13 protein-coding genes and 4 tRNA genes are annotated in these 12,897 nt (G+C 72.6%); 13 read left to right on the top strand and 4 right to left on the bottom strand.

Going from position 1 to position 12,897, the window contains the following annotated elements; translation table 11 throughout:
- Positions 1 to 129: 129 nt before the first annotated feature.
- Positions 130 to 999, top strand: a complete 870-nt coding sequence (htpX, locus tag ACI79P_RS03835; protein WP_456579699.1) for a zinc metalloprotease HtpX — start codon at positions 130 to 132, stop codon at positions 997 to 999.
- Positions 1,000 to 1,010: 11 nt separating this feature from the next.
- Here the strand turns inward: htpX and pstS are convergent, their stop codons facing one another.
- Entirely contained in the window at positions 1,011 to 2,111 is a 1,101-nt protein-coding gene (gene pstS / locus ACI79P_RS03830) for a phosphate ABC transporter substrate-binding protein PstS (RefSeq protein ID WP_456579698.1), read from the bottom strand.
- Between the two features lie 130 nt (positions 2,112 to 2,241).
- Positions 2,242 to 2,733, bottom strand: coding sequence for a YajQ family cyclic di-GMP-binding protein (locus ACI79P_RS03825; protein WP_456579697.1), 492 nt, complete (start codon positions 2,731 to 2,733; stop codon positions 2,242 to 2,244).
- A 104-nt stretch (positions 2,734 to 2,837) separates the two neighbouring features.
- On the opposite strand from ACI79P_RS03825, the gene ACI79P_RS03820 reads away from it, so the two are divergent.
- Positions 2,838 to 2,919: transfer RNA gene (locus ACI79P_RS03820), tRNA-Tyr, on the top strand.
- Between the two features lie 59 nt (positions 2,920 to 2,978).
- On the opposite strand, the gene ACI79P_RS03815 is transcribed toward ACI79P_RS03820, so the two are convergent.
- Positions 2,979 to 3,410, bottom strand: a complete 432-nt coding sequence (locus ACI79P_RS03815; RefSeq protein ID WP_456579696.1) for a pilus assembly protein TadG-related protein — start codon at positions 3,408 to 3,410, stop codon at positions 2,979 to 2,981.
- Positions 3,411 to 4,228: 818 nt separating this feature from the next.
- On the opposite strand from ACI79P_RS03815, the gene ACI79P_RS03810 reads away from it, so the two are divergent.
- From ACI79P_RS03810 to ACI79P_RS03785, 6 genes are all read left to right on the top strand, one after another.
- Positions 4,229 to 6,634 (top strand): putative bifunctional diguanylate cyclase/phosphodiesterase, encoded by a 2,406-nt coding sequence (locus tag ACI79P_RS03810; protein WP_456579695.1) that lies wholly within the window; start codon positions 4,229 to 4,231, stop codon positions 6,632 to 6,634.
- A gap of 187 nt (positions 6,635 to 6,821) precedes the next feature.
- A tRNA-Thr gene (locus ACI79P_RS03805) sits at positions 6,822 to 6,894 on the top strand.
- A 56-nt stretch (positions 6,895 to 6,950) separates the two neighbouring features.
- Positions 6,951 to 7,024 (top strand) — tRNA-Met (locus ACI79P_RS03800).
- A 106-nt stretch (positions 7,025 to 7,130) separates the two neighbouring features.
- Positions 7,131 to 7,295 carry a 50S ribosomal protein L33 gene (gene rpmG / locus ACI79P_RS03795; RefSeq protein ID WP_014378026.1) on the top strand — a complete coding sequence of 55 codons (165 nt, stop codon included), beginning with the start codon at positions 7,131 to 7,133 and terminating at the stop codon, positions 7,293 to 7,295.
- Positions 7,296 to 7,326: 31 nt separating this feature from the next.
- Entirely contained in the window at positions 7,327 to 7,773 is a 447-nt protein-coding gene (locus ACI79P_RS03790) for an FAS1-like dehydratase domain-containing protein (protein WP_456579694.1), read from the top strand.
- Positions 7,770 to 8,177, top strand: coding sequence for a MaoC family dehydratase (locus ACI79P_RS03785; protein ID WP_456579693.1), 408 nt, complete (start codon positions 7,770 to 7,772; stop codon positions 8,175 to 8,177). Before ACI79P_RS03790 ends, ACI79P_RS03785 begins: the two co-directional genes overlap by 4 nt.
- 51 nt (positions 8,178 to 8,228) lie before the next feature.
- Here the strand turns inward: ACI79P_RS03785 and ACI79P_RS03780 are convergent, their stop codons facing one another.
- Entirely contained in the window at positions 8,229 to 9,485 is a 1,257-nt protein-coding gene (locus ACI79P_RS03780) for a pyridoxal phosphate-dependent aminotransferase (RefSeq protein WP_456579692.1), read from the bottom strand.
- Positions 9,486 to 9,724: 239 nt separating this feature from the next.
- Between ACI79P_RS03780 and ACI79P_RS03775 the strand changes: the two genes are divergently transcribed.
- The 5 genes from ACI79P_RS03775 to rplA all read left to right on the top strand — a co-directional run bounded on the left by ACI79P_RS03775 (position 9,725) and on the right by rplA (position 12,646).
- Positions 9,725 to 9,800: transfer RNA gene (locus ACI79P_RS03775), tRNA-Trp, on the top strand.
- A 70-nt stretch (positions 9,801 to 9,870) separates the two neighbouring features.
- Positions 9,871 to 10,404 carry a preprotein translocase subunit SecE gene (gene secE / locus ACI79P_RS03770; protein ID WP_456579691.1) on the top strand — a complete coding sequence of 178 codons (534 nt, stop codon included), beginning with the start codon at positions 9,871 to 9,873 and terminating at the stop codon, positions 10,402 to 10,404.
- Positions 10,405 to 10,452: 48 nt separating this feature from the next.
- Positions 10,453 to 11,358 carry a transcription termination/antitermination protein NusG gene (gene nusG, locus ACI79P_RS03765; protein ID WP_456579690.1) on the top strand — a complete coding sequence of 302 codons (906 nt, stop codon included), beginning with the start codon at positions 10,453 to 10,455 and terminating at the stop codon, positions 11,356 to 11,358.
- Positions 11,359 to 11,406: 48 nt separating this feature from the next.
- Complete coding sequence (rplK, locus tag ACI79P_RS03760) at positions 11,407 to 11,838, top strand: 50S ribosomal protein L11 (RefSeq protein ID WP_456579689.1); 432 nt, start codon at positions 11,407 to 11,409, stop codon at positions 11,836 to 11,838.
- Between the two features lie 97 nt (positions 11,839 to 11,935).
- The gene (gene rplA, locus ACI79P_RS03755) at positions 11,936 to 12,646 is read left to right on the top strand and encodes a 50S ribosomal protein L1 (protein ID WP_456579688.1); all 711 of its coding nucleotides are present in this window, start codon (positions 11,936 to 11,938) and stop codon (positions 12,644 to 12,646) included.
- Positions 12,647 to 12,897 lie beyond the last annotated feature (251 nt).

The raw sequence follows: 12,897 nt of genomic DNA, 5'->3' as shown, positions 1-12,897 counted from the left end.
CACCGCGTCCACAGGGGGCAACGGCAGTGGCACCCCGGGCATTCCACGGGGGCACCCGAGCGGGGGAGCGGCGGCCGGCCCGCCGGGAACGGGGGGTGCGGGGACGGCGTTGGACGAGGCGTGCAACGCATGACCAACGGACTGAAGACCGCCCTCCTGCTGGGTCTGATGGGCGGGCTGATCCTCATGGCCGGGGCGCTCATCGGCGGGCGCGGGGGTCTGCTCATCGCGCTGTTCGTCGCGCTCGCGGTCAACGGCTACGCCTACTTCAACTCCGACAAGCTGGCGCTGCGCGCGATGCGGGCCTTCCCGGTCACCGAGACCCAGGCCCCGCAGCTGTACGCGATCGTGCGCGAGCTCGCGACCGACGCGCGCCAGCCCATGCCCCGCCTCTACGTCAGCCCGACGAACCAGCCGAACGCGTTCGCCACCGGGCGCAACCCGCGCAACGCGGCCGTCTGCGTCACCCAGGGCATCCTCGAGCTGCTCGACCGGCGCCAGCTGCGCGGGGTGCTCGCCCACGAGCTCTCCCACGTCTACAACCGGGACATCCTGATCAGCTCGGTCGCCGGCGCCATGGCCACGGTGATCACCTACCTGGCGCACATGGCGATGTTCGCCTCGCTGTTCGGCGGCCGCTCCGACGCCGACCGGGGGGGCGGCAACATGATCGGCGGGCTGCTGCTCATGCTGCTCGGCCCGCTCGCCGCCGGGATGGTCCAGATGGCGGTGAGCCGCAGCCGCGAGTTCCAGGCCGACGCCTCCGGTGCCCAGCTGTCGCAGGACCCGCTGGCGCTCGCCGACGCGCTGCGGGTGATCGAGCGGGGGACGGCGGCCCGCCCGCTGCCGCAGGAGGAGCGGCTGGTCACCCAGAGCCACCTGATGATCGCCAACCCGTTCCGGGGTCAGGGCATGGCCTCGCTCTTCGCCAGCCACCCGCCGATGGCCCAGCGCATCGCCCGCCTGGAGCAGATGGGGCGCGAGCTCGGCCAGCGCTGACGGGCGCCGGCTCAGATCGGGCGGACCGCGTCGATCGCGTCCAGCGCCTGCTCCCGGAGGCCGTCGGAGATGGGGGCCGACCCGGCGACCTCGGCGGCGGCTCGCTGCCCCTCGGGGCTGACCACGTAGGTCATGAACGCCCGGAGCCGCTCGGCGACCTCCGGGTCGTCGTACTTCATGCAGCCGATGTGGTAGCTGACCAGCACGATGGGGTACTCGCCGGACCCGGCGGTGTCCCTGTTCAGCTCGATGACGACGTCGTGCTCACCGCGGCCCTCGAGGCGCGGGGAGTTCTCCACGACGGCCGCGGCGGCCTCGGCCGACGGAGCGACGAACTCCCCACCCACGCCGATGTTCGCGACGCCGAGGTCGCCGGCCTGGCTCAGGTCGGCGTAACCGATGGTGCCCTGCCCACCGCGGACGGCGGCCACGACCCCGGAGTTCCCCTGGGCCGCCTCGCCGCCGGGCACCGGCCAGCTGCCGTCGGGCTCGTGCGGCCACCCGCCGTCCGCCGCCTCGGCCAGGTACTCGGTGAAGTTCTCGGTGGTGCCGGACTCGTCCGCGCGGTTCACCGGGGCGATCGCCAGGTCGGGTAGGGCGGTCCCGGGGTTGTCGGCGGCGATCGCCGGGTCGTTCCAGCGGGTGATCCGCTGGTCGAAGATCCCGGCGAGGGTCGCCGGGGAGAGGTTGAGCTCGTCGACGCCGTCGACGTTGTAGACGACGGCGATGGGGGAGATGTAGTTCGGCAGCTCGAAGACGCCGGAGGGGCCGCAGCGCTCCGCGGCCTGCGCGAGCTCGTCGGCGTCCAACGCGGCGTCCGAGCCGGCGAAGTCGGTCCCACCGGCGAGGAACTGCTCGCGACCGCCGCCGGAGCCGATGGGGTCGTAGCTGACGTCCAGCCGGGGCTGGACGGCGCTGAAGCCGGCCGCCCAGCCCTGCATGGCCGCCTGCTGGGCGCTGGAGCCGGCCCCGACGAGGGAGCCGCTGAGCAGCTCTGCCCCCTCGTCCACCCTGGCGCGCTCGTTGGGCGGGACGTAGTTCGCCGCGAAGACGACGAAGCCACCGATGGCCACCGCGCCACCCAGGGCGGCGATGCGTCTGCGGGTAGTCACTCCGGCCTTCCACGGGTCGTCGGGCGTCCGGGACGGACACCGACCCACGAGGGTACGGCCCGGTGCAGCGAAGCCGTGCTCGCCGTCCGGTGTCGCGCGCCCGGCCTCCGGCGTCGGCCCAGGCGGGGGCTCAGCGGTAGTTGTCGAACTGCAGGGCGACGTCGAGGTCCTTGCCGCGCAGCAGCTGCTGGACGGCCTGCAGGTCGTCGCGCTTCTTGCCGCTCACCCGCAGCTGGTCGCCCTGGATCTGCGCCTGGACGCCCTTGGGCCCCTCGTCCCGGATGATCTTCGCGATCTTCTTGGCGGTGTCGGACTCGATGCCCTGCTTGATCTTCGCGCCGATCTTGTAGCTCTTCCCCGAGGCCTGGGGCTCGCCGGCGTCCAGCACCTTGAGCGAGATGTTGCGCTTGATCAGCTTCTCCTTGAACACCTCCAGCGCCGCCGCGACGCGCTCCTCGGTGTCGGCCTGCAGCGTGACGCCGTCCTCGCCGGCCCACGCGATGGTCGCGTTGGTGCCGCGGAAGTCGAAGCGCTGCGAGAGCTCCTTGCCCGCCTGGTTGAGGGCGTTGTCGACCTCCTGGCGGTCGACCTTGCTCACGACGTCGAAGGATGCGTCGGCCATGTCGTTTCCTCTCCGTGCGGGACGGGGCGCCACGGCGGCCCGTCGGTGGGGACCCGTCACGTGCCGGGGCCCTCGTCTTGTAGTCTCTCCCGCGTACCAATCGCGGCGGGTTGCCCGAGTGGCCAATGGGAGCGGACTGTAAATCCGTCGGCTTAGCCTACGAAGGTTCGAATCCTTCACCCGCCACGCCCGGTACGACGGCCCCCGACCACCCGGTCGGGGGCCGTCGCCGTCCCGGGGCCGGATCAGGGCGCCGTCGGTGCCCGCGCGCTGGAGACGGCGGTCCGCTCGAGCTGCTGCCCGGCCAGGAACAGCCAGCCGAACGCGATGTCCACGTACCGGGTGCACCGCACGGTCACCTCGGCCCCGTCGGTCTCGGCCGCCCAGCTGTCCAGCGCGAGGTCGCCGTCGGCCAGCTGGTCGGCCACCGCGGCCTGGGCGGCGGCGCGGCTGAGCGGGAGCTCGGTGCCCACCCCCTGCGCGTAGAGCACCGCCTCGTCGGCCCGGTTCGCCGCGGCGAGGGCGGCGCTGTCGCAGACCGACTGCACCTCCTGCTGCTCGAGGAAGGCGTCGGACGCCGCGATCGCCCCGACGGCCATCAGCGCGGCGACCAGCCAGCACACCAGGACGAACGGGAGCGTCGACCCGCGCTCGCGGTCGTCCTGGTCGGGGTGCACGCGCGGCAGCGTAAGCACCGACCCGCGGTTGTCCACGACCTGTGGACACGATCTGTGGACACTGTGGACGACGGTTCACCCGTCCTCGTGGCACCCGGCGGTTCCTGTGGACGGCGCGGGTGCGTGGATCACCCTCGGCGGTCCGGGGGCCGATCGCGCCGCCGGCGTCGACGGCCGTGGACCGCCGCCCGCCGGTGAAGCGGGTCACCCCTCGTGTGATCAATGTGGCGCAACGTCACGACTCGGCGTCGCCAGCGGCGTGTCGTGACCCTGATGCTTGTGGCGACCCGTGACGGGAAGGAGTGTCGCCCGCGCGGTCCGTATTCGACGACGCTCTGCCCCCGCGCGTGGATGGCTGCCGCATTCAGCCATTTTGTCGTGCCACGAGGGAGGCGCCATGAACAGCAGCATGCAGCGTGAGGACAGCTCGGCCCGCGGAGTCCGCTGGGGTCGGGGTGTGCGTTGGGGTCGTGGCGTCCGCTGGGGTCGCCAGGCCTGATCGGGCCGTCCCCCCTGGTCCAGAAGGGGCAGTCGTCCCTCCGGGGCGGCTGCCCCTTTCTCATGTTCGGGGCAGTTCCTGCCGATCACCTCGGCGAGCGGGTTCCTCTCCCGCGTGCGGAGAGGGTGGCGGTGATCGACACCGCTGCTAGCCTTTCGCCCGCCCAACGACCGGGGAGAGTGCCGTGCACGTGGCTGAGCAGGAGGTTAGCGAGCGTAGTCGCTCGCGTACCGTCCGCAGCCCCTGGGTCGCCACAGGACTCGCGCTGGCCATTGCGGCGCCGTTGGGCGCGGCCCTGCTGACGCGCGGGGTGGATCCTGTGAGCGGCATCCTGCTGGGCGCCGTCTTCCTGGCCGCGGTGCTGGGGGAGTGGGTCTACGTCCACATCGAGTTCCGCCGCCAGAGCTTCGTGAACTCCGCCAGCGAGCTGGCCCTCGTGATCGCCCTGCTCGAGCTCGGTGGCGCCTGGACGGCGGTGACCCGAGCGGCGGCCGTCGGACTCGTGCTGGCGCTCCAGCGGTTCTCGCCGGCCAAGATCCTCTTCAACGTCGCCGTCGCGGTCATCGACAGCGCCGTCGCGGTGTTCGTGCTCGACCTGATGTCGGGCGGCGACGTCAGCCAGCCCTGGACCTGGATCTCCTGCCTGCTGGCGGTCTTCGCGGCCAACGCCGTCGCCGCCGTCATGGTGGCCGGGGCGATCACCGTGACCCAGGGGTACCCCGGGCGCTCGATCTGGACGAGCCTGCTGGTGCCGGTCGTCGTCGTCTCGCCGGTCGCCGTGCTCGTCGGCCTGGCGATCCTCCTGGTGCTGCACGTCACGCTGTGGTCGCTCCTCATCCTCGCGCCCCTCACGGCGGCCCTGGTCCTGCTGTACCGCCGGTTCGCGGAGGTGACCCGGGAGAGCCAGTCCCTGGAGCGCGTCTACGAGTTCGCGCGGCGGGTGGAGCAGGTCCAGCCCGACGAGGTGGGCACCCGCCACATCGTGCAGGCGGTGCAGGAGCTGCTGAACGCGGAGCGGGTCGCCCTCTGGCTGCCGCCCTACCTCGACGAGGGCCCGCGGTTGGTGGTCGCCACCGAGAGCGGTGCCGACTGGTACGACGGGCCCGGCGACCCCGACGACGTGCTGCGTCGCCGCGCGGTCGCCTCGTCGGGGGCCGTCCACGTCTCGGCCGGGCGTGCCGACGAGGCCCAGGCGGCGGCGCTCGCCCGCCGGGGGGTCGCGGAGGTGCTGGGCGCACCGGTCACCACGGCCGCAGGGGAGCCGGGCTACCTGGAGGTCTGCGACCGCCGCAGCGACGCCGTCTCCTTCGGCAGCACCGAGCGTGGCGCCCTGGAGTCGATGCTCACCCACGTCAACGCGGCGATCCGGCAGCAGCAGCTGCTCACGCGCATCCGCTTCGACGCCGACCACGACCGCCTCACCGGGCTACCCAACCGGCAGCGGCTCGCGGCGGAGATCGACGCGCTCGTGACCGCGGACCCGGCCGGTGACCGGGCCGGGCTCATCCTCGCCTCCCTGGGCACCTACGCCGACGTCACCGACACCCTCGGGCACGCCGCGAGCGACGAGCTGCTCCTGGTCACCGCCGGCCTGCTCCGCGAGCACGCCCCGCCGCGCGCCCTGCTGGCCCGCATGGAACGGGAGCAGTTCGCCGTCCTGCTCCCCGGCCTGTCGTTGAAGGCCACCGAGCAGGCGGCCCGGCGGCTGCGCGAGGCCGCGGCCACGCGCGTCCGGGTGGCCGGGCTGGACCTGGAGGTCTCGCTGACCATCGGCGTCGCGGCAGCCCCCGTGCACGGCACCGACGCGGGCACGCTCATGCAGCGCGCGGACGTGGCCCTGCTCGCGGCCGCGGAGTCGGGCGGCGTGGCCAGCTACCACCCGGTGCTCGACCAGCAGAGCCTGCGCCGCCTGCAGCTGGGCACCGAGCTGGAGCAGGCCATGGCAGATGGGCAGATCGGCGTCGTCTTCCAGCCGGTCATCGACGCCCAGACGTCGGACATCGTCTCGGTGGAGACGCTCGTCCGCTGGACCCACCCGCGCTACGGCAGCATCCCGCCCGAGGACGTCATCGGCCTCGCCGAGCAGATCGGCCGGATCGGCGCGGTCACCGACCACGTCCTGGACCTCGCGCTGGCCCGGTGCCGGCGCTGGCTGGACCAGGGCATCTCGCTCTCCGTCGCGGTGAACGTCTCCGCGTTCTCGCTGAGCGAGCCGCACCTGGTGGGCCGCATCCGCGGCGCACTGGAGCGCCACCGCGTCCCCGGGGAGCTGCTCATCCTGGAGCTGACCGAGAGCAGCGTCGTCGACGACTCCGTGCGCGAGAGCCCCGTGCTGGACGAGCTGCACGACCTGGGGCTCCGGCTCTCCATGGACGACTTCGGCACCGGCTACTCGTCGCTCTCCCAGCTCCGGCATCTCCCCATCGACGAGTTGAAGATCGACAAGTCCTTCGTCCTCACCATGGCCACCAGCCAGGGGGAGTCCTTCATCGCGCGCTCGATCATCGAGCTGGCCCACAACCTGGGGCTGTGCGTCGTCGCCGAGGGCGTCGAGGACGAGATGACGCGCAACCAGCTCATCACCATGGGCTGCGACAAGCTCCAGGGCTTCCTGATCAGCCGCCCGCTGCCCGAGGACCGGCTGGAGAAGTGGCTGCTGGCACGCACCGGTGTGCGCTCGGCCGCCCCGGGGGCCACCTACCGCCGGCTGTTCGTCCGCACCTGAAGACGGACCCACGGTCCCCCCACCGCTCGCGACCCCGCGGCGGGGCCCCGACGCGGGGCCGTGCCAGCACGTCGCCGACCTCCGGACGGGCCGCCCGGAGCGGCTGTTACAGTCTTCCCGCACGGTCCGGAGGGCCCCCGCCGGTCGCCACGAGCGGCTTGGTAGAGTCTTCGACGGCTCCGAGCACGCCCCTTTAGCTCAGTCGGCAGAGCGTCTCCATGGTAAGGAGAAGGTCTACGGTTCGATTCCGTAAAGGGGCTCTGGCAGTAACCTGACCTACCGGTCCTGTCGCGAGACCGGCCCGGGTGGTCATCCCGGCGGTGTAGCTCAGCCTGGTAGAGCAAGCGGCTCATAATCGCTGTGTCACCGGTTCAAGTCCGGTCACCGCTACTCCCGACGGACCCGGCATCCCGGGTCCGTCGCCGTGTCGGCATCCAGCCGGTTCGGCAGCAGGGCCCGGTCCCGGGTCCTGTCCCACAAGGCTAGGAGCGCTCCCGTGGCAGCCACCGACGTCCGTCCGAAGATCACCCTGGCCTGCCAGGAGTGCAAGAACCGCAACTACATCACCCGCAAGAACCGGCGGAACGACCCCGACCGGCTCGAGCTGAAGAAGTACTGCCCGCGCGAGCGCAAGCACACGCTGCACCGCGAGACCCGCTGACGGTTCGCGGCTGCTGAGCGAGGGCGGGAGCATGGCGTTGGACCGGGCACTGGTCGGGCGCAGCTACCCGCCCTCTGCCGTCTACGAGGTCGGCCGGGCGAAGATCGCCGAGTTCGCGACCGCCGTCGGCGCCACCGACCCGGTGCACCACGACGCCGACGCGGCCCGTGCGGCCGGCCACCCCGACGTCGTGGCGCCGCCGACGTTCGCCGTCGTGGTGAGCCTCGAGGCCGCCTTCGCGGTGCTCGCGGACGACGAGGTGGGGCTGGACTACAGCCGCGTCGTCCACGGCGAGCAGAAGTTCACCCACCACCGCCCGATCCGGGCCGGCGACCGGCTGGTCGCCACCACCACGATCGACGCCGCGCGCACCGTCGCCGGCAACGACCTGCTGACGGCCCGGGTGGAGCTCGCCACGGAGGACGGCGAGGCGGTCTGCACGGCCACCTCGATGCTCGTGGCGCGAGGTGCGGCATGACCGCCGAGGTCGGGACCGAGCTCCCCGAGCTGGTCCTCCGGGTCACCCGCGCCGACCTGGTCCGATACGCCGGTGCCTCCGGCGACTTCAACCCGATCCACTGGAACGAGCGGGTGGCCCGCGAGGTCGGCCTGCCCGGCGTCATCGCCCACGGCATGCTGACCATGGCGCTCGCCGCCCGGGCGGTCACCGGCTGGACCGGGGATTCGGCGGCGCTGGTCGAGTACCAGGTCCGCTTCGGGCGGCCCGTCGTCGTCCCGGACGACGACCGGGGAGCGGAGCTGACCGTCCGCGGAAGGGTGGCCGCCCTGCTGGAGGACGGGCGGGCGCGGGTCGACCTCACCGTCACCAGCGACGGCGAGAAGGTGCTCTCCCTCGCTCGCGCGGTCGTCCGGCTGCCCTGACCGCCCGCGCCGCCGCCACGCCCGCGGTCGGGCAGGCAGCGGCGCCGCTGCTCAGCCGGCCGTGGAGAGCAGCCGTTGCAGCCGCGAGACGCCCTCGACCAGGTCGTCGTCGCCCAGCGCGTAGGACATCCGGATGTACCCCGGCGTCCCGAACGCCTCGCCCGGGACGACCGCGACCTCCGCCTGGTCGAGGATCAGCTCGGCCAGCTCCGCGCTGCTGCCGGCCGTGCGCCCGCTGATCGAGCGGCCGAGCAGCCCCTTGACCGAGGGGTAGACGTAGAAGGCGCCGTGCGGCTCGGGGCAGGCGACGCCGGGGATCTCCCGCAGCATCGACACGATGGTCTGCCGGCGCCGGTCGAACGCCGTCCGCATCTCGGCGACCGCCGACAGGTCGCCGGTCAGCGCGGCGATGGCCGCGGCCTGCGACACGTTCGCGACGTTCGACGTCGCGTGCGACTGGAGGTTCGTGGCGGCCTTGACGACGTCGGCCGGGCCCGCGATCCAGCCCACCCGCCAGCCGGTCATGGCGTAGGTCTTGGCGACGCCGTTCACCACGACGCACCGGTCGGCGAGCTCGGGCACCAGCACCGGCATCGACGGCGCCGAGGCCCCGCCGTACGTCAGGTGCTCGTAGATCTCGTCGGTCAGCACCCAGAGGCCGGCGTCGAGCGCCCAGCGGCCGATCTCCTCCACCTGCTCGGCCGGGTAGACCGCGCCCGTGGGGTTGGAGGGGGAGCAGAAGAGCAGGGCCTTGGTGCGCGGGGTGCGCGCCGCCTCGAGCTGCGCCGCCGACACCAGGTAGCCGCTCTGCTCGTCGGCCACCACCGGCACCGGCACGCCCCCGGCCAGCCGGATGGCCTCCGGGTAGGTCGTCCAGTAGGGCGCCGGCAGCAGGACCTCGTCGCCGGGGTCGAGCATCGTCGCGAACGCCTCGTAGACCGCCTGCTTGCCGCCGTTGGTGACCAGCACCTGCGCGGGGGTCAGCCGCAGGCCGGAGTCGCGCGCCGTCTTGGCGACGATGGCCTCCTTCAGCGCGGGGAGGCCGCCGGCGGGGGTGTACCGGTGCATGGCCGGCGTCCGGGCCGCGGTGATCGCGGCCTCGACGACGTAGTCCGGCGTCGGGAAGTCCGGCTCGCCGGCACCGAAGCCGATCACCGGCTTCCCGGCGGCCTTGAGCGCCTTCGCCTTGGCGTCCACGGCCAGCGTCGCGGACTCGGCGATGGCGCCGATGCGACGGGAGATGCGGCGCGCGGTGGGCGGCAGCTCGGTCGACTGGGAGGCGGACCCCGGTGCGGAGACGTCGGTCATGGGGCCATCGTGTCAAAGACCACGGCCGCGGGCTGCCCGCCCGGTCCCGCGCGGGGTGGCCGACCGGGGGAGATGCCCCGGCCGGGGGCAGGCCCGGTGGGACGTTCGCTTCCGCCCGTCACGGTCCCGTACACTGGCTTCACCGGGGCCTGTTGACCCCGCCACCGGCGTGCCCCGGATCCCTTCCCGGGGCCGGCGCCACCGTGGCGGCGAGACGCTCCGGGGCCCACCCAGGGCATAGGGGTGTAGCTCAATTGGCAGAGCAGCGGTCTCCAAAACCGCAGGCTGCAGGTTCAAGTCCTGTCACCCCTGCCAGCAGGACACCGGCACGACCGACCGACGGCCCTCGCGGGAGAGGCCACCACGACGAGGCGAGCGAGGCGCAGTGAGCGACGAGAAGCCGGGCCGCGAGGACGACGCGCGCGCCGCCTCCGACGCCGAGCTCACCGACGAGCAGCTGGACCGCGAGGCGCCGGGGGTCGACGACGCCGCCGCCCTCGAGGCCGCCGAGGACCAGGTGGCCGGCGAGGCGGAGGCCGACGAGGACAAGGTCGTCGCCGCGCGGGACCGCAGCACCCGCCGGCGGGGCCGCATCACCGTCGACGGGGACGAGGACGACGAGCCCGCCACGCGGTCGCGTCGCGCCGCCCGGTCGGCCACCGAGCCGGCTCGCGACGGCAGCCCGACCCGCTCCCGGGCGGCTGCGGAGCGGGCGCGCGCCGAGGAGCACCAGCCCCGCCGCTCGATCATGCGCTTCCTGCGCGAGGTGGTCGCCGAGCTGCGCAAGGTCATCTGGCCGGGCCGGCGGGAGCTGATCACCTACACGACCGTGGTGATCGTGTTCGTCGCGTTCATCGTCGCGCTGGTGGCCGGGCTCGACCTGCTCTTCGCGCAGGCCGTGCTCGCCGTCTTCGGTTGATCCGCCGTCCCCGCGCCTGAACGCCCCCTGACAAGGAAGAGACACCCTGTGACCGACCCCCGCGAGCCCTTCGAGACCGACAACGCGGTCGAAGGCACCGATCTGGACGACGCCCGATTCGACGAGCGCGGCACCGCCGACGTCGAGACCGGCGCCGGTGAGTCGGGTGCCGCCGAGGGGTCCAGCGACACCGCCGACCTGGGCGCGGGTGCCGCCATCTCCGACGGCGAGGTCGCCGACGCGACGCCGGAGATCGAGACCGGGAACCCCGACACGCTCGCCACCGACCCGGAGGCCGCGCCGGCCGGGGACTCCGAGGTCGCGGTCGAGGAGGACGAGGACCCGGTCGAGTCGCTGCGCAAGGCGCTGCGGATCGCCCCCGGCGACTGGTACGTCGTCCACTCGTACGCGGGCTACGAGAACAAGGTGAAGACCAACCTCGAGGCGCGCATCCAGTCCCTCGACGTGGAGGACTACATCTACCAGATCGAGGTGCCCACCGAGGAGGTCACCGAGATCAAGAACGGCAAGCGCTCGCAGGTCAACCGCAAGGTCCTGCCGGGCTACCTGCTGGTCCGCATGGAGCTCAACGACGAGTCGTGGGGCGCGGTGCGCAACACCCCCGGGGTCACCGGCTTCGTCGGCGCGACCTCCAAGCCGTCCCCGCTGACGATCGACGAGGTCGTGAAGATCCTCGCCCCGGCCACCACGCCGCAGGCGCCGCGGGCCGCCGAGGCCGCCGCCGCGAGCTCGGGCGGCGCCGCCGCCGCGCCGGCCGCCGTCGTCGACTTCGAGGTGGGCGAGTCGGTCACCGTCATGGACGGCCCGTTCGCCACGTTGCCCGCCACCATCAACGAGATCAACGCCGAGCAGCAGAAGCTGCAGGTGCTGGTCTCCATCTTCGGCCGCGAGACGCCCGTCGAGCTCTCGTTCAGCCAGGTCCAGAAGATCTGACGGACGGGTCCGAAGACCTCACCACCCAACTGAACCGGAGAACAGAGCATGCCCCCCAGGAAGCGGTTGACCGCGGTCATCAAGCTCCAGATCAACGCCGGTGCGGCCACCCCCGCCCCGCCCGTGGGTCCGGCGCTGGGTCAGCACGGCGTCAACATCATGGAGTTCTGCAAGGCGTACAACGCCGCGACCGAGTCGCAGCGCGGCAACGTCATCCCCGTGGAGATCTCGGTCTTCGAGGACCGCACCTTCACGTTCGTCACCAAGACCCCGCCGGCGGCGCGCATGCTGCTGAAGGCCGCTGGTGTCGAGAAGGGCTCGGGCGAGCCGCACAAGACCAAGGTCGCCACGGTCACCCGTGACCAGGTCCGGGAGATCGCCACCACGAAGATGGCCGACCTCAACGCCAACGATCTCGACCAGGCCGAGAAGATCATCGCCGGCACCGCCCGGTCGATGGGCATCACCGTCACGGGCTGACCTCAGCCCGCACCCGCACCACCTGCACTCGTGGGAGGGCCACGCCTGGCCCGCGAACCACACAATCCCCGGCACCGTCCGGGCGAGAGGAATCACCATGGCGAAGCACGGCAAGAAGTTCCGCGCAGCGGCCGAGAAGGTCGACCGCGACAACCTGTACAGCCCGCTCCAGGCAGCCTCGCTGGCCAAGGAGACGTCGACGACCGCCTACGACGCCACCGTCGAGGTGGCCATGCGCCTGGGTGTCGACCCGCGCAAGGCCGACCAGATGGTCCGCGGCACGGTCAACCTGCCGCACGGCACCGGCAAGACCGCCCGCGTCATCGTCTTCGCGACCGGTGACAAGGCTGCCGAGGCCGAGGCCGCCGGCGCCGACGTCGTGGGCTCCGACGACCTGATCGAGCGCATCCAGGGCGGCTTCCTGGACTTCGACGCCGCGATCGCGACGCCGGACCAGATGGCCAAGGTCGGTCGCATCGCCCGCATCCTCGGCCCCCGTGGCCTGATGCCCAACCCGAAGACCGGCACGGTGACCCCCGACGTCACCAAGGCCGTCAACGACATCAAGGGCGGGAAGATCAACTTCCGCGTCGACAAGCAGGCCAACCTGCACCTGGTCATCGGCAAGACCTCGTTCGACGAGGCCAAGCTGGTCGAGAACTACGCGGCCGCACTCGACGAGGTGCTGCGCGCCAAGCCGTCGTCGGCCAAGGGGCGGTACCTGAAGAAGGTCACCATCTCGACCACGATGGGTCCGGGCATCCCGGTCGACCCGAACCGCACCCGCAACCTGACGGTCGACGAGTAGGAGGGCCACCCTTCCCCCACGCCTCGCATGCTCGGCGCGGGCCCCTGAAGGGTGGCCGTTCCATCGCCTCGCCACGGCCCCGCTGCGCACCCGCGCGGCGGGGCCGTCGTCGTGTGGGGTACTCTTGCCACCGTTCCCCCCAAGACCGCTGGTCGTCGCACGTCCGCGTGCGATCGAAGGTCCCGGAGCACCGGGCGACCCGCGCAGGAGGACGGTTCGATCGGCAGGCGCTCGCGCCCGCCCCTCGCCCC

This window comes from Blastococcus sp. SYSU DS0510 (genome assembly GCF_054050835.1).
The sequence above is the reverse complement of the archived record's forward strand: the minus strand, read 5'-3'. Positions and strand labels throughout refer to the sequence as shown.